Here is a 19,804-nt window from a genome sequence, read left to right on the forward strand (position 1 = left end):
CTTGTCGGGTAAGTTCCGACCCGCACGAAAGGCGTAACGATCTGGGCGCTGTCTCGGAGAGAGACTCGGCGAAATAGAATTGTCTGTGAAGATACGGACTACCTGCACCCGGACAGAAAGACCCTATGAAGCTTTACTGTAGCCTGGAATTGGGTTCGGGCTTCGCTTGCGCAGGATAGGTGGGAGGCTGTGAAGAATTCCTTGTGGGGGATGCTGAGCCATCCGTTAGATACCACTCTGGCGAGGCTAGAATTCTAACCTTTTCCAGTTATCCGGGACAGCGAACGTTTCAGGGGGGAGGTTTGACTGGGGCGGTCGCCTCCTACATGGTAACGGAGGCGCGCAAGGGTTCCCTCAGGCTGGTTGGAAATCAGCCGTAGAGTGCAAAGGCATAAGGGAGCTTGACTGCAAGACCTACAAGTCGAGCAGGGACGAAAGTCGGCCTTAGTGATCCGACGGTACTGCGTGGAAAGGCCGTCGCTCAACGGATAAAAGTTACTCTAGGGATAACAGGCTGATCTCCCCCAAGAGTTCACATCGACGGGGAGGTTTGGCACCTCGATGTCGGCTCATCGCAACCTGGGGCGGTAGTACGTCCCAAGGGTTGGGCTGTTCGCCCATTAAAGCGGTACGTGAGCTGGGTTCAGAACGTCGTGAGACAGTTCGGTCCATATCCGGTGCAGGCGTAAGAGCATTGAGAGGAGCCTTCCCTAGTACGAGAGGACCGGGAAGGACGCACCGCTGGTGTACCTGTTATCGTGCCAACGGTATACGCAGGGTAGCCATGTGCGGAGCGGATAACCGCTGAAAGCATCTAAGTGGGAAGCCCACCTCAAGATGAGTGCTCTCACTGGGTTAGCCAGGTAAGGTCACGGGAAGATTACCCGTTAATAGATGTCAGGTGGAAGTCCAGCAATGGATGTAGCCGAGGCACACTAACAGACCGAGGGCTTGACCTCTTTTACACTCGCTTTTTCTCTATGCAGCCTTTAGGGTTTTGCTTATACACTACAATTTAATCTTATTACTCTGCCTCTTTCTTTCGATTGAGGCTTTGTTTTTTGATAATCTGGTATGCTGACTTAATAACATTAAATCGTCACAGGAGACTCAACATAAATATTCGGTTCTTGCATGTTGTACTTAATGCCATATCGCTTGAGTTTTTCCGTCAAACTTTGATTAGTTGATGCTAGTAAACTCTTACGCAGAGAAATGGCATTTTCACTAGAACCTAAAATAAAGAATGTCACCCGGGCGCGAACATTACCGGTTTCTCCATAATTAAATAGGGAAATCTGGGTGCTTCCGGGGTCTATACCAAATACTGAATCGGTACATTCCTTAATAGCCTGTTCTACTAAAGCCTGTTCGCGATCGTCAAGTTCAGTGATAAAATCAAGGTATAGTAACACCATGACTTTTTTACCACGACTTATATTTTCGATCGCCAACCTCATTAAATTAGAGTTGGGAATAATTGCCAAGGTTCCCTTAGCTGCAATCCGAATTTTAGTAGACCGTAACCCAATAGATTCTACTCTCCCATAAATACCCTCAAGATCATCACCACGTTTTGGCAGTCGGATATATTCTCCACGGACAAAGGGACGATCTAAACGTAAAACTATTGTGCCTAAAATCTGTTCTAAGGTACTTTGGGCGGCAAATGCTACGGCTAAACCACTTACTGAAGCCCCTGCTACTAATGCACCTAGGGGGAGTTGTTGACTCTGAGCAAATGCTACGGCTGCTGTAAATCCAATTACAACATTGGCAATAGTTTCAAAGACCAAAAAAGTCTCGTCAACTTCCATGCCATATTTTCGGATAATCGGAATACCATAAATTCGCACCAATTGCCTAAATAACCGAGAGGCTAACCAGGCTATACTCGCAATTAGGGCTAGACTAACAAAGGGGCGAATAAAACGATATAAAGCCCGATTTTCTTCTAGCCAAATCATTGACATAGAAATCAGAGTAAAAATGCCAACCATCCGAAAAGGTTGTTGGATAGGTCGCACAAAGTTCTCGGAAATTTCCTTGCCATTTATGGGGATAGCCCGCCTAATAATATATTGTATAAGGCTAGGGGTGTATTTTCCTATTAAGCAAGATATCAATACAAAGATTATAAAAATCAGAGGCTTAGGAATCGAATATTCCTGAATAATATCAAAAATGGCTGCATCAGGATCAATGGGGTTCCACATGGTATTTAGCGTTTTAACTGTAATTATACTGTGATGGGTGAATCAACGTAAATATTTTGATCGTCGATATCAAAGGCGATTCCGTATTGCTGTAAATTCATGCTAATGTCTTGACTTGCTAGATCTAGCATCTGACGACGCAGTTCCAAATTGTTACGATTTGCACCTAATATAAAAAAGGTTACTTGGGCTTGAGTTTTGTTTTCTCCGGTGATTTGCTGTAAATTTTTAAAGCTAACATCAGTGCCTCTAGGGTCAATTCCAAAGGTGTTTTTAGTGCTTTCTAAAATTACTTGACGGATAAGAGCTTGTTCCTCAGAATCAATGGCAGAATGAAAGGTTAATCCTAGGATTGATATAATTTTTCTGGCTCCAGTATAGTTTTCTATACTGAGTTGAGTTAAGGAACTATTAGGGACAATAACTATGGTTCCTTTTCCTGATGTGCGAATTTTGGTCGATCGCAATCCCAAAGATTCTACCCGTCCGAAAGTCCCATCAGGTAAACCGATGTAATCATCAACGACAAACGGCCGATCCAGATACAGAACAATTCCCCCTAGAATTTGGCTGAGGGTATTTTGAGCTGCAAAAGCGACGGCTAAACCACCTACCCCTAAACTAGCAATTAATCCGACAATGTTAATTTGGTGAGTCTGAGCAAATACAACAATTGCGACTAGAATAATTACGCAGTTGGCTAGAATTTTAGCCACCAATAAAAACTCACTGTTAATATTGCGACCTTGTTTGGAGGCTACGTCAATAATATATAAATCAAAAAATCTTTTAAAGATGTCAGAAGCCAACCAACTGACCAGAATAGTTAGGGCGAAACTGATGATAACTTCTAGGAAACCTAGATAAATTATGAAATCTGAATTAACCCAGAAAATTTCAATTACGACCAACAATACAGCGACAGCGGCAGGGATTTTATAAGATGATAAAATTTCGGAGTAACTAGATATCCGTTCTTCAGGAATTAACTTAGCGATCGCCATTCGCCATAGTTTCGGTAGTAGCCATAAACCGATCAAAGCCGAGATTAGCCCCAACAGTAGTAATGCCAATTTCAGCAGGGGATTAAACCCCCAAATGATCGCATCTGATGTTGTTTCAACCATAAACCATTAAACTCTCAACCATAACCAGGACTCGTTGAGAAGATATCAAGGCATCCATTGGTGGTGAATGTGTGTATCAGACATCGCCATCACCCATTAACCCGTTAACCCACAATCGGTTACCGGAACCAGACTCAACTTTGTACCCAATCCAATTATAAAGGGCGATCGTACCTAGCTGCATCCATCTCCAGGCATAAATTCTTCTCAGCACAACCAGTCCCAGCTACAATATGCTAAGATAAAGAATTGTGTAAATTTAACCAACGCTAAAATTCTCAACTATGGCTCTGACACAACAAGATAAGCAAAAAATCATGGCCGAGCATCAAGCTCACGAAACAGACCCGGATCTTCGGATCTACAGGTAGCCATGCTCACCGAAAGAATTAACCGACTCAGCCAACACCTCAAAGCCAACAAGCATGATCACGCTTCCCGTCGTGGTCTTCTCCAGATTATCGGACGCAGAAAAAGATTATTAGCCTATATTAATAAACAGGATCAGCAACGCTATCGCGAACTGATCACCCGTTTGGGAATCCGGGGCTAAATCATAGCAGATTTACCCAATCGTACCAAATTCCTGTCAAACCACCCACAGCACTCACAATCTACCATGTCCTCCGATCGCTCCCGTCAACCACTTCCCTTTGAACCGAAAAAAACCCGTAAAAAGCAGGCTGACAGTGGGAAATCAGCCCCCTCAGAACAGGGAAAACCGGAGAAATCGGTTTCACCCAAGGTGGCTAAAACCCCAAAAAACAGCCGGACATCGGACACCTCAGCCCCGCGCCGTCAACCTAGACGGGAAGATATGACTATTCCGGAAGTAGTCAGTCAGCGGATGGTGTCGCGGATGGTGTTTCTATCGGGTATTCCTCTGTTAATGGCTATATCTACCTTTGTGGGCAGTTATTTTATTGTCACCAATGAGATATTTCCCCTACCCAACACAGCAGTATTGCTGGTGAGTCTGGGATGCTTTGGCTTGAGTGTGGTGGGTCTTAGTTACGGGGTTCTCTCGGCTTCTTGGGATGAAGACCTAAGTGGGAGTTTCCTAGGTTGGCAGGAATTTAAGATCAACCTAGGGCGGGCGATAGAGGCTTGGAAAGAAGGTCGCCAGCAAAGTTCACCCAAAAATTAAAAAAGCCTAGGGGAATTCCCTTACCCCAAAAGGTAGGGGATGAAGGTCGGGTGAATGGAGAGGGTCGATGCCTCGAAAACGAACAAATCTAAAATTATCGGATGTGGGGGTTCGGGGGCAGCTCTAAAACCCCGTCCTTTCGGGTCAGAGATACTTCGACAAGCTCAGTAACAACATGGACTACCCCGCCTCAATTGAGGGACTCGATGTCGGAAAAATTGACAAATTCCCAAAGACTGAATTCTTACAATAGATGTGATAGCCGGAAGCAGAAGGGTTCAAACAACCGAGAGAAAGCCCGGCTGAAGGTAGTCAGAATTGATGCGGTCATTGCCGACAGCCAGCGGGATTTCACCGATAAGCCTACGGGCGGGTGTAGGGTGCGTCATCATCGATTAGCATCGATTAGCCTTGTTGGGAGAGTTGGATAGAGATGATAAAATCTGTCGATTTTAGATCTAACGCTATGGTTGGTAATGATCGCTATAAAAATTTCGTGCTGGAAAGTGCTGCATACAGGCCAAACTATAGGAAGATACAGCACCTCTTTCTTCCTCCCCCAATCAGGGACAGCAGATTAGATTGGGTCTGTACCGTTTATGAGCCACTAAAAATTGTGGCTGGCAAAATTTTGTGAGGTTTACATGATTATTGTAATGAAAGTTGGCTCTCCAGAAGCCGAAATCGAACGTCTTAATGATGAACTCCGCAGCGGTTGGGGTTTAACACCAGAAAAAATCGTCGGAAAACATAAAGTTGTGATCGGGCTGGTAGGAGAAACAGCAGGTCTTGATCCCCTACAACTCCAGGAAATTAGCCCATTTATTGAACAGGTGTTACGAGTTGAAAAACCCTACAAACGTGCTAGTCGGGAATTTCGTCACGGAGAGTCGAGTAATGTAGCTGTTACCACTCCCAGCGGAATAGTTAACTTTGGCCAAAATCTTCCCCTGGTGGTGGTGGCGGGTCCCTGTTCGGTAGAAAATGAACAAATGATCGTGGAGACGGCGCTGCGGGTGAAAGCTGCTGGGGCGAAGTTCTTACGCGGTGGCGCATATAAACCTCGCACGTCTCCATACGCTTTCCAAGGTCATGGAGAAAGCGCTCTGAACCTTTTAGCTGCTGCTCGTGAAGCGTCAGGACTGGGAGTGATTACGGAGTTAATGGACGCGGACGACTTAGAAAAGTTGTCTGAGGTGGCGGATGTGATCCAAATTGGCGCTCGCAATATGCAAAATTTCTCCCTGCTGAAAAAAGTAGGGGCTCAGGATAAACCAGTATTGCTGAAGCGGGGTATGTCTGCCACTATTGAGGAATGGCTAATGGCGGCGGAATATATCTTAGCGGCGGGAAACCCGAATGTGATTCTGTGTGAACGGGGAATCCGCACTTTTGATCGCCAATATACCCGCAATACCCTTGATTTGTCGGTGATTCCGGTATTGCGATCGCTCACTCACTTACCAATTATGATTGACCCAAGCCACGGCACGGGATTTGCGGAGCACGTTCCATCTATGGCTAAAGCGGCGATCGCGGCTGGGACAGACTCGCTCATGATCGAAGTTCACCCCAACCCAGCCAAAGCCATGTCAGATGGTCCTCAATCCCTGACTCCGGCAGATTTTGATCAACTAATGCAAGACCTAGCCGTTATTGGTAAATCGGTGAACCGCTGGTCGGATCAGCCAGTTGCAGTCCCCGCCTAGTCTCATCCAGGTTTAACCACCATCTAAGTCTCAAATGCACGGGTTAAGGCTCGTGCATTATTTATTAATCTGTGTGGGAGGAATCACTATTTTTAATCAGCATATCCACCTGATGGGTGACATTTTTAAGTAGCTGGTACAGCAGAGGCAAATTTTCCGATGAAAGATTAGCGGAATTACAATGTCCTTGCAAGTCATTAAGTTTCCTTTGCAATTGTTGAGCCAGACGCAAAGCATCCAAACTCAATTTTGATAGTTGTTGCTGTTGATAAAACTTTAAAGCCGCTCCTCGTAATACCTGTAAATTAGCTTCCTCGCCATAATTACCCCTGACCAATCGCAGCCTCAACAGCAGATGAGTATTACAATAAACCCGCTCAATTTCTATCTGTTTGGGTTGGGAAATCGGCAGCATAGGCAGTTTCACCAAGCGCTTTAACTCATTAATCACCCATTGAAATTGTGATGGTTCTAAATTATCAATAACAGACTTGAGAATACCATTTTGGCTCCACAAAATCCGCCCTTTGGATTCTTGCCTCTCAAAATACAGTCGGCCAATACCCTCCAACAATACCCTAGCTAGTAACTCTTCTAACAACTTTGGTGGTGGTAACTTCGCCAGTTGCTCTATGGGACTACTCAGGTATTCGGGACGAAGATCGAGCTTAGGTAACATTTGATTAATGTTCTGTCCCCCTGGAGGTTGTTTAGCCCTTGGCTGTTTTGGGGAATCTGGCGGCGATTTTTCCCCGGAGGCTAATGGTTCAGCGGGAGGGGTAACAGAGTCATCTAAAGGGGTTTTTTCGGTGTTGGGTTTTTCGCTATGGTACAAATAGGCAGTCAGAATGGAGCGATGGCTCTCAGCCGAAATCTGCTGACTCACAACAGAGCAATTTAGATATGCTAATATCTGGTGGGCATAATTTACGGCTAATTCATCATTAGGATCGACCATACCTAAGTAAAGGGTATTATCCTTGAGAGATATGGGCAGAATCCGATGATGAAGACAGACTTCAAAGGGCAAAATACTGTCAACCAATGGAAAAATCTGTCCAGCATCTAAATATTCCATTTCGCCTGTTTCCGAATTTGTTAACATGAGCCAACTTGACAATAGTAAATATTTTTGGTTGCCTGAAAATTTAACTGAAACCGACAATTATCAATGATTATAGTGTGTGGATTTACTGTGTCACGATTTTTACTGTCCGGCACAAGAATTGACGGGATTTGATATTTATTAGGACATCCATATCCCAATCATAGCACGCTGGGCGATCGCCATTTTCTTGTTTAAACCCCTAGGTAAGTTATTGAGAGTTATGTTCAGATCATTTCTTTCACCGGCCTTCACTCCAATGATATTACTATCATTATTATCAATACTGCTCCCTGATCATAGTATGGCTGCCGCTACCAGCCCAGGTGTAGATGTGGCAAAAACTGGAATTTCCCCAAAATTTTCCACGGCCTATCATGTCAGCGATTGGCTACAATATTCTCCTAGTCAACTGGAATTAGTGATTCGCTTAGGAGAACGTCGGGTTTATGTCTATAACAACACACAGCTTGTAACTAGCTATCCCATAGCCATTGGTAGAAACGGATGGGAAACCCCCATCGGTCACTATCAGGTTATTCAAATGATCGAAGACCCAATCTGGGAACATCCTCTAAATGGAGATATTATCCCCCCAGGTGGAGATAACCCCCTTGGTAGTCACTGGATTGGATTTTGGACTGATGGCACCAACTATATAGGTTTTCATGGCACACCCAATGAAGAAACTGTCGGACAAGCGGTTTCCCACGGTTGCGTTCGTATGTTCAACCGGGATGTGTTAGCGCTATTTAACAAAGTGCAACTGGGAACCCCCGTCATTGTTGAACCCTAGATTGAGATTGGTCATCCCAGGGAAAAAAGCCCAGGAGACTCTAATATGTCTGCTGTTTCCACGCTCAGTAGAAAATCGACACCATAAGCGACTAAAATAGACAAATTGCCCGAAATCCTCGAATGCTAACTCAGAAAACTCCTAAACCCCTCCGTTGGCAGCGCAGCAAATACTCACCCCTCACGCGACAGATTGATGTTTTTTCTGCCGCTGGGACGTTTCTGTTCTATTTGTGGTGGGATCGGCTTTGGGGAAATAATGCCTCGGCCACTAAACAAAAGCGGGCAAAATGGTTAATTAAAACGATGCTTGACCTGGGGCCCACATTTATTAAAATTGGACAAGCCCTTTCTACCCGTGCTGATATTCTGCCCTTAGAATATGTGGCGGAGTTAGAAAAACTCCAGGATAAAGTGCCTCCTTTTAGTGCCGATCGCGCTGTAGCTATTATTGAGTCAGAATTGGGCAACTCTTTATTTAGCCTTTATCGTGAGTTTAATGAGCGTCCCCTAGCCGCCGCCAGTCTCGGACAGGTTCACCGGGCTAAATTGCATACAGGGGAACAGGTGATAGTTAAAGTTCAACGCCCAGGACTTAAAGAACTTTTTGATTTGGATATGCAGGCGGTGCGTCGTGTAATGCGCTTCTGTCAACGTTCCTTTGCTTGGGCAAGACTCTATGATCTCGATGCTATATATAATGAATTTTTCATGATTTTATATCAGGAAATTGATTATATTAAGGAAGGTAAAAACGCTGACAGATTTCGAGATAATTTTGAGAATTATTCGGGTATTATTGTTCCTAAAGTTTACTGGGAATATACCACCCATAAAGTTTTGACTCTGGAATATTTACCGGGGATTAAGGTTGATGACCGGAAAACTCTACAAACCTGCGGTGTTGACATTAAACGGGTTAATCAGTTAGGGATTTGTTGCTATCTTAAACAGATTTTACAGGATGGCTTTTTTCAAGCAGACCCCCACCCCGGAAATATTGCTGTTAGTCCTAATGGTAGTCTAATTTTCTACGATTTCGGGATGATGGCTGAAATCAAGGCTTTGGCTAAGGATCAGATGATCCGCAGCTTTTTTGCGGTGATGCGAAAAGATGTAGATGTGGTTATTGACACTCTGATTGATATTGGTTTAGTTGAACCGATGTCTGATATGACTCCGGTGCGGCGCTTGATCAGGTTTTTGTTAGATGAATTTACGGAAAAACCTATTGATTTTCAAGCATTTAATGTAATTAAAGATGAACTTTATATAATGTTTGAACAGCAGCCTTTTCGCCTACCTGCTGAGATGACATTTTTACTCAAATCCTTAACTACTTTAGACGGAGTAGCCCGCGCCCTAGACCCTGAATATAATTTGGTAGACTGCGCCCAACCTTTTATTAAAAGTGTTACTGTTTCTAAGCAGGAACGGGGTAGTTTGGTGGGAGAGTTGACTAAACAGGCGCGAGATTTTATCAATTTTAAATTCAATCAACCTAGCCGTGCTGAGGTATTTATTAGTCGCCTAGAACAACGCATTGAGGAAGGGGAAATTAAGTTTAGGGTTCGTTCTATTGAAAGCGATCGCGCTTTGAAACGGGTGAATTTTGCCCTGAAAACTTTGATTCATGGCTGTTGGTCAGGATTTACTCTGATTTCGGGAATATTATTAATAATTGCTGGTAAAAATGGCTGGGCTGTTTTTTTCCTGGTCATGGCTGGGGTGGGGGTGGTAATATTTTTGCGATCGCTTCTCAACCTCTCCATTCGTGAACGTCTAGACCGCATGGCGGAACAGTAACAGCCTAGCCTCCTCAGTCATCCTTGTTAGAGATTCCTTATTGTTAATTAATGATCAGATCTAGAGAGATTTATTGACGTTGTAGTAAAACGGCGGTTTGCCAATAATAAGCCTCTTGGCGAATTTCAATGACTTGAAAAAACGGTTGTACCATCTTACAGAAATAATCGAGGTCATAAAAAACGAGCGATCGCGTATCTCGACCCAAGGTAAACATAGCAAAATCCGACGTACTATATTCATCATATTTTTGTAAACATTCAGCCCTTTGGTCTGGCGGCCAAACATTATTATTAGATAACCACTTTTCCTTAAAGTCTTTAATTAGATTCATGAGATGCTGTTCTTGGATAGTAATATAAGCCATACCACCAGGACTAAGAATCCGACGGAGTTCTAATAACCAAGCCTCAGCCAAATCATCAATATGGGTAAAAACTGAACCAGCATAAATCAAATCAAAATATCGATCCTCAAAGGGTAAATGGGGATTAGTTGTGCAGGTCAAAAAGTGAAAAGGAGGCCTCATATATTGCTTACACCAGTGAATGCAGTCAGCACTAATATCAGCCCCCCAAATTTCGCAGGTATTAGCTTGATCGCTTAAAAATCTCATCATTCTTCCAGACGCACAACCAAAGTCTAAGACGCGACTTCCTGGCTTTAAAGAAAACTTAGCTTTTTGTAGGGATTCTAACAATAGGCGAATTTGAATTTTACCAGATTCAAGATAGTAGTCCTCCCCCCTGTCTGCAAATACTAGCATCAGGGGACGTGGAGGGACAGGAAACTGCCAGGTTTTGGTTTTAGAGTCCTGTCGTGCGGGGGTAGGTTTAGGCATCATATAGGATGCGGAATCCCCGGATTTTGGGTAATATTTTAACCAATCAATAGGTTCAATATTATGGGAAATTTGAGGCTCTTGTGATTGGAGATGATCTAATTTGTTGTGAAGTTCTTGTAACCTATTCTGTGCGGCTGTAAAATCTGGCTTTAGTTCCAAGACCTTTTGAAAAGAAGCGATCGCCTCATCAATCCTTTTAACTTTCTGTAAACACTTAGCCAATTTATAGTAAGTTTGAGGGGAATTGGCGTTAAGTTTGATGGCGCTTTGGTAAACCGGAATCGCCTGGTCAAATCGCTTGAGATAGACTAAGGTATCAGCTAAATTACTATGAGTCCAGAAAAAATTAGGGTTAATTTCAGCAGCTTTTTGATAAACGGGAACCGCCTCCGACCAGCGTTTAAGGTGTCTGAGTGCATCTCCCAAATGATTATAAGCCCAACAAAAGTTAGGGTCAATTTCTATAGCCTTTTGATAAACGGTAACCGCCTCCGACCATCTTTCAAGTTGAATTAAAGCCTCACCCCAATTATTATAAGTCCAGAAAAAAGTCGAGTTAATCTGAGATGCTTTTTGATAAACAGAAGCAGCATCTTCCCATTGTTCTTGTTGACTGAGAGCTTGTCCTAGGTTATTATAAGCCCAGAAAAAGTTAGGGTCTAGTTGAATAGCGTGCTGACAGACTGGAACAGCATCTTCCCAGCGTTCAAGTTTAATAAAAATCCCACCCAAACTATTATAAGACCAGGAATCTTCGGGATTAAGTTTAATAGCTTGTTGATAAGCACCGATCGCCTCTTCTAATCTACCAGCTTTCACCATAAGATTACCCCATTTTGGGTAAGCATCAGCCCAACTGGGGACCAAGACAGTAACTTGACGATAACAGGCGATCGCCTCTTCAAGTTTATTTTCAGCAATACAAGTATTCGCCTGCTGATATAGTTGCTTAACAGCAAGTTGAATTTTTTTGCTAAAGGTTTGGTCAGCATTAGGTTGAGGGGGATCTTGAGACATAAAAACCTCCAGAAATGCTTTGATAGATCAATTCTATCAGTCATGGGGATTTCTGGGTGAGATTTCCCCAGGGACAGATCAGAGCAGTTGCTATAATATTTCAGCCGTTGTCTGTTACAATCCGCAAGCCTCGACACTTAAAAATAAATGTTCGAGCAGCCATAGAGTTCTATCCCACTCTCGACCAGCCATGACACTCAAGGCGGGTAGATGACCTTGGGGGGCTTTGAGAGAAAATGATAACTGATCATAGTCTTTGACATATATCTGATCTGATGGCTGGCGATCGCACCATCCCACCCGTTGAGCAAATTCTGTAGTGTTTTGGTTAACCTGTTCCCAGATCCGCCTTTGAACCCCAAAGCCAAACCGACCGCCACTAGCCTGTTCCCAAACTTGATTAATTTCTCTTAACTCTCGACAGGGAAAAGTAGCTATTTGTGCGGTACTAAAACACCCAGCCTGACTACCGACAATTTCCAGCATTAACCGAGAAGTTTCAGCGTCCGCCTCCCGCCATTTTCCGGCTTTCATGAGATCCTGTAACTTTTGATAAGAATTCAGTTTAGGGGTAACTTTGGGGGGAGGTGGGGGAGTAGCAGCGTGGGTATATTTTTCGGTTGAGTGGGTATATTTTTGGGTGATCGGTGGAACAATGCGCTGATAGTTCTGGGTAGGTATAGGTTGATAGTGATAGGGATAGGGCTGTTTAAGAACTTGTAGCACTTCTTGAGCTGACTGATAGCGATCGCGAACAAAATCCCGGGTTAAGCGGTCCAAAACCTCTGCTAATTGTCGCGGGACAGAAACATTAGCTGGTAAACGTTCTCGCCATACCCAACGCCCTTCCATAGCATCATAGAGGTCATCTCTACCACCTTCTGAGGGTAAACACCCAGTCAGCAAACGCAAACAAGTCACCCCTAAACTATACAAATCACTAGCGGGGTAGACCTGACCTCGTAACTGTTCCATAGGTACATATCCAGGTGTACCGACAGTAGTTCCCTGTCCCACCGTGGTAGTTCCCGTCACCTGTTTAGAGACACCAAAATCAATCAGGATTAACTGATTATCGCGGCTACGGCGCATGATATTTTCTGGTTTGATGTCACGGTGAATTATATTGCGATTGTGGATAATCTGGAGGATCTCAAGCAATTCAGACAAAATTTGATAAATCTGATCAGGATTAAAATGTCCCTTTTGCTGTAACTCCTGCAACAGATTCTGTCCATCAATATATTCTTGCACCAAATAAAGTCGCCTATCCTGTTCAAAATAGGCAATCAACCCCGGAATTTGGGGATGTTCCCCTAACTCATATAACCGCTGGGCTTCTTGTTTAAATAATTCTGTGGCTTTTTGTCGCGCTGCTGTTCCCTGAACTTGGGGCATAAATTGCTTAATCACACAGGGATCATTCATCCGATCCACATCTTGGGCTTCATAGGTGCGACTGAACCCCCCGTATCCCAATTGTCGAATTACGCGATAGCGGTTTCGGAACAATGGCAGCAAAATCGGCGCCCCACAGCTTTGACAAAATCGATAACCCTCATTATTAAATGGGTTAGGGCAACTTGGGTTGCAACAGTACAGCATCTCCAGGGTTGAACGAGTTTGCTCTATTGTCTCATGTTTCTCGATCTACCCTGGTGGCTGTTCAAATTGGCTCAGGGTTTTTTGAGGATAATCCATTACCAAAGATTTTGGGTCACTAGCCCCGTCCCTTCGGCTTTGCTCAGGACAAGCCTTCTAGGACGGCTTTTCATGTTAGACTATTTTGTAGAGGTGCGAGACGTTCAGGCATGAAATAGGGTTGCAATACCCGAAATAACTGCCTGATGGGGATTTCAGCTCCTTGGCTGAATACAAGAGGCTCGCCTCTGACCATCCCCATAACTGCTTATATGTCCCGACGATTTGTATCACTAAGATACCAAATCAAGGCAGGGAACCCAAGGTCAATATACTCTGTAACAATTCGTAACCATCCTTAACATAACGGGAAACTACGAAACAGAGTTGAGGGTAACGGCGATAGCCACCCCCAGTTTTGGGAATCACAACCCCAGGACTGAAGCGGGGAACGGAATGCTCCGAGGTGTAACCCAACACCAGAAACGAGACCACTGCCAACCATCCATGATTAGGGAAACCGAATGTCCGGCATGAACCACCGTCAATATTAGGTAGCGAAAGAGGTTGACACGCTGCGTTCAAAAGAACAAGGGGAAAAGTGGGGTTTTCTCTACAACACCTACACAGACTTTTAAAAGTACCCCGGTGGAGAGGACAAATCTAAAGATGGAATGCCCATATAAACAGAACGTTTTAAGTCCTCCTGGACTCTGAGAGTATGGTCGATACCTCAGTAGGGATAAGTGTAACCGCAAGTCTTAGAGGATGTGAGATGTGACCAGAAGCCAACGCCCGACTGTAATGGTAGGGATATGCTAACGGGTCACGGTTTGAATGCAAGGAATAGAGTTTAGTAAGGGTATATATGACGATAGCGAGTTTAAAGAGAGGGTTTGGGAAACAAAAACCAATCAAGACTACGACCAACGTATGGAAAACAATCCCATGGGCGAAAGTTCAACGGAAAGTTTTTAAGCTCCAAAAGAGTATATTTCAAGCAGCTAAATCGGGACAGGATGCAAAGGTTAGGAGGTGGCAACGTCTATTGGTGAAATCATATTACGCCCGCTCTAGCAGTTCGGCTGTAGGGGCGGGTTCCACGGTCAGCCATGCTTCCCAACAGTCAGCTTAATAAACCCGCCCCCCAAGCGGGTCAAGGCAAGAAAACAGCCGGCGTTGATGGAGTGAGAGTAATCTCTCCAAAACAAAGGTTTGAACTGGTCAAGAATATTAAAGGAAACCTCAAAGCAAAACCACTGCGACGGGTGTGGATACCAAAACCTGGAAGGGATGAAAAAAGCTGGAATAGGCATTCCCACAATCCAAGATAGAGCAAGGCAAGCCCTGGTTAAATCGGCACTCGAACCTGAATGGGAGTCGAGATTTGAAGGCACTAGCTATGGGTTCCGTCCGGGACGGTCAGCCCAAGATGCAATAGCAAGAATTTACCTAAGCATCCGCAAAGGTGAGTACTATGTACTAGACGCAGGTGCGAGACGTTCGGGTATTAAATAGGGCTTAAATGCCCGAAATAACTGCCCGGTGAGGATTCCAGCTCCGAATCTGGATATAAGGAGACCTCTCCTGAGCATCCTCATAACTGATTATATGTCCCGACGCTTAGGTAACTAAGCAAGGCAGGGAACTCAAGGTCATAAACGAACTGAGAAATCAGGGAGTAGAGAGTAACGGCGATAGCCACCCCCAGTTTTGGAAATCATAACTCCAGGATAGAAGCGGGGAACGGAAGGCGTGAGGTAGAACCTACTACCAAGACGCGACCACTCACTGCCAACCATCCATGATTAGGGAAACCGAATGTCTGGCTTGAACCGCCGTAAAGAGTAAGTAGCGAAATAGGTTGATACGCTGCGATCAAAAAGAGCAAGGGGAAAAGTAGGGTTTTGAGATGAACACCCACACAGACCTTGAAAAGTATCCCGGTGGATAGGACAAATCTAAAGATGGAATGCCCATATAATCGGAACGTTGTAACCCCTCTAATGCTCTGCCTATAAACAAGTGAGTAATGCTAGTCACAAGGCAGTAGTGAAAAATGTAAGCGCATGCTTAGAGGGTGAAGGATGTGACCAGAAGCTAAAGCCCAATTGTCATGGTGGGATATGCCCAATTGTCACGGTGTGGATATAGATACTGCGGTCAGTAAGAGTATAATGGCGAGGACGAGTTTAAAGACTACGTGCTGCATATAGCTCTGAACATCGAAGTAAAAGCAGGTCTGTTGATTCTGCTCCTTTGACAAAACAGGGTATCCACACCAGGAGCCGTATGAAGGGAAACTTTCACGTATGGTTCTGAATGGGAGGGGATGGTGGTGACTCCATTCTCGACCCCTAACATATAGCCAAATGCTCTTACCGTGAACCATGATTACCTACTGTCCAAAATTCATTGTCCAAGCAGCCTGAAGAAAGACCTGAAACAATGGCTCAAAGCAGGTGTACTAGACAACGGCATATTTGAGAATACAGAAGCAGGGACACCTCAATGAGGGGTAATAAGTCCAATACTCGCCAACATCGCACTGTTGGGAATGGCTAGGTTAATTGAAACAATGTATCCTAAGAAATCAAAAAGAGTATAAGCTACTATCATAAGATATGCCGATGATTTTGTGGTGATATCTCCATCACTTGAAATCATTGAACAGTGCAAAATTGCTATTTCCGAATGGTTAAAACTTGTTGGACTAGAAATAAAACCTGAAAAGACTCGAATCTGTCACACGCTCAAACGTATTGAGTATGATGGCAAAACAGAAGAACCAGGGTTCGACTTTCTAGGATTCAACATAAGGCAGTACCCAGCAGGAAAATATAAATCTGGGAAAACCGGGGGAACAATAAACCGATTAATCGGTCACAAAACCCACATTAAACCCAGCCAGAAAGCAGTTAAAGCTCACATGGAAGAGATTAAGGGTGCAATTAAAGAACTCAAAACAGCACCCCAATCAGCCTTGATTAGCAAACTAAACCCAATCATAAAGAGATGGTCAAACTATTACTCAGCGGTAGTCTCAACAGAGACCTTCACAAGGCTAGACCACACAATCTGGTTAATGCTAAGAGCATGGACAGGTTCAAGATGCGGAAAGGCAAGCCACGAAAAGCTAAGAAACTATTTCAGACGCGGAACGGTCAAACTTAGTAATGGGAAGGAAAGGCAAGAACCTTGGTTATTTCAGACCAAAGATGGATATACACTATGGAAACATAGCTACACTCCGATTGTCAGACACACCCTAATACGCCCTGACGCAACACCATACGACGGAAACTGGACTTACTGGGCAACCAGGAAAGGACAAGCAATTGGAACGCCAAATAGGGTAGCAAAACTACTCAAAAAGCAAAAAGGCAGGTGTACCTGGTGTGGACAGTATTTCGCACCATCAGATTTAGTTGAAGTAGACCACATTGTACCTCGAAACCTCGGTGGAAAGGATGAATACAAAAATCTTAAACTATTACATCGCCATTGTCACGATGATCAAACGGCGCTTGACAACGCTAAAGCTGTATCCCTAACAATGGAGCAATCAGACTAGGAGCCGTGTGAGATGAAAGTCTCACGCACGGTTTTGAATGGGAGGGGATGGAGGCGACTCCATTCTCGACCCCTAATTGAAAAGTTGTTTAGGGGTATCGGGTTGGAGCCGGTAGATGATAGCCCATAGTTTCCCCTCACCGGAGATTATGAATCAGACCCATAGATAACCGGATAGGCGATCGCTCATAGGTTTACCTATAGGTATAGTCCACGGAAAGGCGGTCTGATATCTTTGTACATTGATTACTTAGAAGGTTCCCCTCTACGGCTACCTACGGCTATCGTGTTGACTTTGAATCATACCCTCCCCCCATAACCGGAACAAGTACTATTGGGGAAGTGACCGATGTGATAGCAGTCAATGGTGACGAACGAACCGATAGGCTTGCCATTGACGGGTATCACAAGGGAACTACCCTATCACTTGTCGGGTTTAGGGGGTGATATGGGTATTTGACAGATTGATTAAGTTGTGCTTATTGATTAACCCGTCAATAATTAAGATTTGTTGCTAAGGGATATGCACTAATTGTCCCGTGTGCTAAGACTGAATGGAGTGCATTTTGAGTGTGACGGTACGACTATCGGGTTAAGTGAATTCCCGCTATCGCAGTCAGGGTAACGCCATAGAAAAAACGAGCCTGGAGGGATTTGAACCCTTCATAAAGGCTATAACCCCTATTCTACCGTTACTCTAGTGCACTCAAGGGCGATCGCACATTTAGGAGTTAGTGCAAAAAAAACCCCTAGGTATTTAGCCTAGAGGGTATTGTGTTGTGGGTTTATTGGGGATTAATCATCGAGTTGATATATTGCCCTAAGAATTGCCTTAACTTCTGGTAAATCTGGATTGATACCGATATTAATTAAGGCTTGTTTCCCCATATCTAGTGGCAATGGTTGCCTTTGATGTCGTGTCAGGATACCTAACTCTGTAGCCAGGTGGCGGCGTTTTTTGTACTTGCTGTCATTAACTGCAACACTATGACCAAATGAACGCGCTCTGATTTCTTGTGGTATCCCGTTCATTTCTCCTAGTTGGTTACCAAGGTGTTGGAAAGCATAAGTTTGAGTGAATCCCCAATCGTGACGTTCTAACCATTTACGGTGATTATCGTTAAACTTGCTAGGGTCTTTGGATTCTGTGATAGGTAAGCAGACGTTATGAATTCCTAGGCGGTTAATCAGAGTCTTGTCTTTTGACATTGGGATAGCTAACCGCCAACCTGTCTTGGTGCTACCACCAAAGTAAGTAAACTCACCAATAACCAGCACTAACTCAAGGTTGTTAGGGTCAGATACAGCCGGGAAAGTGATACCGTCAACCGTAATGGCTTTGGTTAAGTTTTGACCTGCCGCAACTTCTGACGGTCTCAACCCGTATAAAGCACACATTATTGCCGACACCCAGCACCAACCATCACGTGCCTGGTTTTCTGTTGACCGCCCATAATCAGTGTTGCGTTCCTTGTCTAGCAAACTTAACAAGGTATCCAAGTCTATACTTTGGGATTCAGCAAATACTGTTTGAGTAGGGTCAATCTTTTCTAATTTCTCCAGTGCTTTCTTGCGTCCAGCGCGTTCTGCTACCTGTTTTAACCGGTAGTATCTGTCTTTAAAGTCTTTATGTCCTACTGGGTTGTTACCGTCTGGTAGTGGACTATACAGTGCTTCTTTGATACCTTCCCAACTAACGTAAGTATCCCAATCTGTGACTTGATCGAATACCTGGGTGAAGCAACGTCGGAAAGATTTCCGGTCACTAGCCATATCGCGGGAACGTTTTCGCTTGGTGTTACGATGTACCCCATTAAAGTAATCATCCTCCATGTCTTTGAATACTTGACGATAAGTGATTAAGTCGTTTTCCATGGGAACTTTGGACTGATCAAGGATAGTAGCCTTGTACCAGTCCAACCATTCAGATACTGACTGGAATTGTCCACAAGGGATTTATGGACTAGCCAAGCCTTGTCAACAGCCTTGCGGATACCCTCAGAAGTGAACTGACAATTACATCCCCGTTGTTTAGGCCCCCCGTTTCCGGGTCAGTGGTGATGTCTAGTTGGATTGTCCCCCGGTTACGTTTAATCCTGACACCCTTGGGACATTGTTTGCGGGATAGATTAAAAAACTCAAGAATGTCTTGAAAGCCTTGATATGTACCACTGTGTGTACTGTTTGTACTTGCACTCATTTTGCACTAACTCCTAAATGTGCGATCGCCATTGAGTGCATTAGAATGGCGGTAGAATAGGGGTTATAGCTTTTATGGAGGGTTAAAATCCCTCCATGCTCGTTTTTTCTATGGCTTTATTGAGAAGGAGCCACAGACAACGGATTAACCCAAATACTTGTCGGTGTGAATGGGTAACTGTTTGCAAACATTAGGTAAGAGACTCATCGCCTTGTTGGTTTTTCCCCACAAGGTTAATTGTGAACGGAGAGGGAGGGATTCGAACCTGATACATAGCCTATAACCCCTATTCTACCGTTACTTAGGTGTTACTCAAAGCCATAGCAGGATAACAAGTGAGTAAAAAATGAGTAACGATATCAATACCCCTACAGTAGGGGGAAAGGGCAACTATGACGACAATTATACTAGGTTCGTGAAAGCTTATCAGGATTTTAAGGGGGAATGTCCCAAAGGGGTAACTCTAAACTTCAAAAGACCGGGACTAGGTACAACCTACTATTGCAGTTTAAGCAACCACCTACCGGGAAACGGCTACCCAAGACAGCTAACCTTGATGTACACCTCAAGGGGTGATAGACGGGGTTAAGAAAGCTAAACTGGTATCAGAAGCCCTAGGGACTA

The 19,804-nt window shown here is 44.3% G+C and carries 13 protein-coding genes, 1 rRNA gene and 4 pseudogenes; 11 read left to right on the forward strand and 7 right to left on the reverse strand.

Annotated elements, in window-relative coordinates; genetic code table 11:
* Window positions 1–959, forward strand: a 23S ribosomal RNA gene (locus B9T16_RS13775); the annotation flags it as partial.
* Between the two features lie 132 nt (window positions 960–1,091).
* Here the strand turns inward: B9T16_RS13775 and B9T16_RS13780 are convergent.
* Together B9T16_RS13780 and B9T16_RS13785 are read right to left on the reverse strand one after the other, a co-directional pair.
* A complete protein-coding gene (locus B9T16_RS13780) occupies window positions 1,092–2,216 on the reverse strand; it encodes a mechanosensitive ion channel family protein (RefSeq protein WP_006617945.1) in 1,125 nt (374 codons plus the stop codon).
* A 23-nt stretch (window positions 2,217–2,239) separates the two neighbouring features.
* Entirely contained in the window at window positions 2,240–3,343 is a 1,104-nt protein-coding gene (locus B9T16_RS13785) for a mechanosensitive ion channel family protein (RefSeq protein WP_410245032.1), read from the reverse strand.
* A gap of 284 nt (window positions 3,344–3,627) precedes the next feature.
* On the opposite strand from B9T16_RS13785, the pseudogene rpsO reads away from it, so the two are divergent.
* From rpsO to aroF, 3 genes and pseudogenes are all read left to right on the forward strand, one after another.
* Window positions 3,628–3,896 (forward strand): annotated as a pseudogene (gene rpsO / locus B9T16_RS13790) (30S ribosomal protein S15).
* A 66-nt stretch (window positions 3,897–3,962) separates the two neighbouring features.
* On the forward strand, window positions 3,963–4,490 hold the full coding sequence (locus B9T16_RS13795; RefSeq protein ID WP_006617942.1) for a PAM68 family protein: 528 nt from the start codon (window positions 3,963–3,965) through the stop codon (window positions 4,488–4,490).
* A gap of 644 nt (window positions 4,491–5,134) precedes the next feature.
* Window positions 5,135–6,199: a 3-deoxy-7-phosphoheptulonate synthase gene (aroF, locus tag B9T16_RS13800; protein WP_006617940.1), complete on the forward strand. Its 1,065-nt coding sequence runs from the start codon at window positions 5,135–5,137 to the stop codon at window positions 6,197–6,199.
* 64 nt (window positions 6,200–6,263) lie between these two features.
* On the opposite strand, the gene B9T16_RS13805 is transcribed toward aroF, so the two are convergent.
* Window positions 6,264–7,304, reverse strand: a complete 1,041-nt coding sequence (locus B9T16_RS13805) for a hypothetical protein (RefSeq protein WP_014275844.1) — start codon at window positions 7,302–7,304, stop codon at window positions 6,264–6,266.
* Between the two features lie 304 nt (window positions 7,305–7,608).
* Between B9T16_RS13805 and B9T16_RS13810 the strand changes: the two genes are divergently transcribed.
* Together B9T16_RS13810 and B9T16_RS13815 are read left to right on the forward strand one after the other, a co-directional pair.
* On the forward strand, window positions 7,609–8,100 hold the full coding sequence (locus B9T16_RS13810) for a L,D-transpeptidase (RefSeq protein ID WP_410245033.1): 492 nt from the start codon (window positions 7,609–7,611) through the stop codon (window positions 8,098–8,100).
* 122 nt (window positions 8,101–8,222) lie between these two features.
* Window positions 8,223–9,905 (forward strand): ABC1 kinase family protein, encoded by a 1,683-nt coding sequence (locus B9T16_RS13815; protein ID WP_410245034.1) that lies wholly within the window; start codon window positions 8,223–8,225, stop codon window positions 9,903–9,905.
* Window positions 9,906–9,975: 70 nt separating this feature from the next.
* Here B9T16_RS13815 and B9T16_RS13820 read toward each other — a convergent pair whose 3' ends face one another.
* Together B9T16_RS13820 and B9T16_RS13825 are read right to left on the reverse strand one after the other, a co-directional pair.
* On the reverse strand, window positions 9,976–11,766 hold the full coding sequence (locus B9T16_RS13820; RefSeq protein WP_410245035.1) for a tetratricopeptide repeat protein: 1,791 nt from the start codon (window positions 11,764–11,766) through the stop codon (window positions 9,976–9,978).
* Window positions 11,767–11,880: 114 nt separating this feature from the next.
* Window positions 11,881–13,371: a protein kinase domain-containing protein gene (locus tag B9T16_RS13825; RefSeq protein WP_410245036.1), complete on the reverse strand. Its 1,491-nt coding sequence runs from the start codon at window positions 13,369–13,371 to the stop codon at window positions 11,881–11,883.
* 904 nt (window positions 13,372–14,275) lie between these two features.
* Here B9T16_RS13825 and B9T16_RS13830 point away from each other — a divergent pair.
* From B9T16_RS13830 to B9T16_RS13845, 4 genes and pseudogenes are all read left to right on the forward strand, one after another.
* A pseudogene (locus B9T16_RS13830) lies at window positions 14,276–14,498 on the forward strand (reverse transcriptase N-terminal domain-containing protein).
* Between the two features lie 21 nt (window positions 14,499–14,519).
* Entirely contained in the window at window positions 14,520–14,741 is a 222-nt protein-coding gene (locus tag B9T16_RS13835; protein ID WP_014275841.1) for a hypothetical protein, read from the forward strand.
* Window positions 14,701–14,925: an RNA-directed DNA polymerase gene (locus tag B9T16_RS13840; protein WP_410245037.1), complete on the forward strand. Its 225-nt coding sequence runs from the start codon at window positions 14,701–14,703 to the stop codon at window positions 14,923–14,925. The genes B9T16_RS13835 and B9T16_RS13840 overlap by 41 nt, the downstream gene beginning before the upstream one ends.
* A gap of 865 nt (window positions 14,926–15,790) precedes the next feature.
* Window positions 15,791–16,981: pseudogene (locus B9T16_RS13845) on the forward strand (group II intron reverse transcriptase); the annotation flags it as partial.
* A gap of 794 nt (window positions 16,982–17,775) precedes the next feature.
* Here B9T16_RS13845 and B9T16_RS13850 read toward each other — a convergent pair.
* On the reverse strand, window positions 17,776–18,855 hold the full coding sequence (locus B9T16_RS13850; RefSeq protein WP_035737521.1) for a recombinase: 1,080 nt from the start codon (window positions 18,853–18,855) through the stop codon (window positions 17,776–17,778).
* An 88-nt stretch (window positions 18,856–18,943) separates the two neighbouring features.
* On the reverse strand, window positions 18,944–19,180 hold the full coding sequence (locus B9T16_RS13855) for a hypothetical protein (protein ID WP_014275310.1): 237 nt from the start codon (window positions 19,178–19,180) through the stop codon (window positions 18,944–18,946).
* 346 nt (window positions 19,181–19,526) lie between these two features.
* Here B9T16_RS13855 and B9T16_RS13860 point away from each other — a divergent pair.
* Window positions 19,527–19,804 (forward strand): annotated as a pseudogene (locus B9T16_RS13860) (recombinase); the annotation flags it as partial.

The organism is Arthrospira sp. PCC 8006, assembly GCF_046480465.1.
In the GTDB taxonomy this organism is placed as follows: Bacteria; Cyanobacteriota; Cyanobacteriia; order Cyanobacteriales; family Microcoleaceae; genus Limnospira; species Limnospira platensis.

Coding starts and splice junctions, on each gene's coding strand:
- B9T16_RS13780 (WP_006617945.1), bottom strand. CDS start 2,216: ATGTGGAACCCCATTGATCCTGATGCAGCCATTTTTGATATTATTCAG.
- B9T16_RS13785 (WP_410245032.1), bottom strand. CDS start 3,343: ATGGTTGAAACAACATCAGATGCGATCATTTGGGGGTTTAATCCCCTG.
- B9T16_RS13795 (WP_006617942.1), top strand. CDS start 3,963: ATGTCCTCCGATCGCTCCCGTCAACCACTTCCCTTTGAACCGAAAAAA.
- aroF (WP_006617940.1), top strand. CDS start 5,135: ATGATTATTGTAATGAAAGTTGGCTCTCCAGAAGCCGAAATCGAACGT.
- B9T16_RS13805 (WP_014275844.1), bottom strand. CDS start 7,304: ATGTTAACAAATTCGGAAACAGGCGAAATGGAATATTTAGATGCTGGA.
- B9T16_RS13810 (WP_410245033.1), top strand. CDS start 7,609: ATGGCTGCCGCTACCAGCCCAGGTGTAGATGTGGCAAAAACTGGAATT.
- B9T16_RS13815 (WP_410245034.1), top strand. CDS start 8,223: ATGCTAACTCAGAAAACTCCTAAACCCCTCCGTTGGCAGCGCAGCAAA.
- B9T16_RS13820 (WP_410245035.1), bottom strand. CDS start 11,766: ATGTCTCAAGATCCCCCTCAACCTAATGCTGACCAAACCTTTAGCAAA.
- B9T16_RS13825 (WP_410245036.1), bottom strand. CDS start 13,371: ATGCTGTACTGTTGCAACCCAAGTTGCCCTAACCCATTTAATAATGAG.
- B9T16_RS13835 (WP_014275841.1), top strand. CDS start 14,520: ATGCTTCCCAACAGTCAGCTTAATAAACCCGCCCCCCAAGCGGGTCAA.
- B9T16_RS13840 (WP_410245037.1), top strand. CDS start 14,701: ATGAAAAAAGCTGGAATAGGCATTCCCACAATCCAAGATAGAGCAAGG.
- B9T16_RS13850 (WP_035737521.1), bottom strand. CDS start 18,855: ATGGAAAACGACTTAATCACTTATCGTCAAGTATTCAAAGACATGGAG.
- B9T16_RS13855 (WP_014275310.1), bottom strand. CDS start 19,180: ATGAGTGCAAGTACAAACAGTACACACAGTGGTACATATCAAGGCTTT.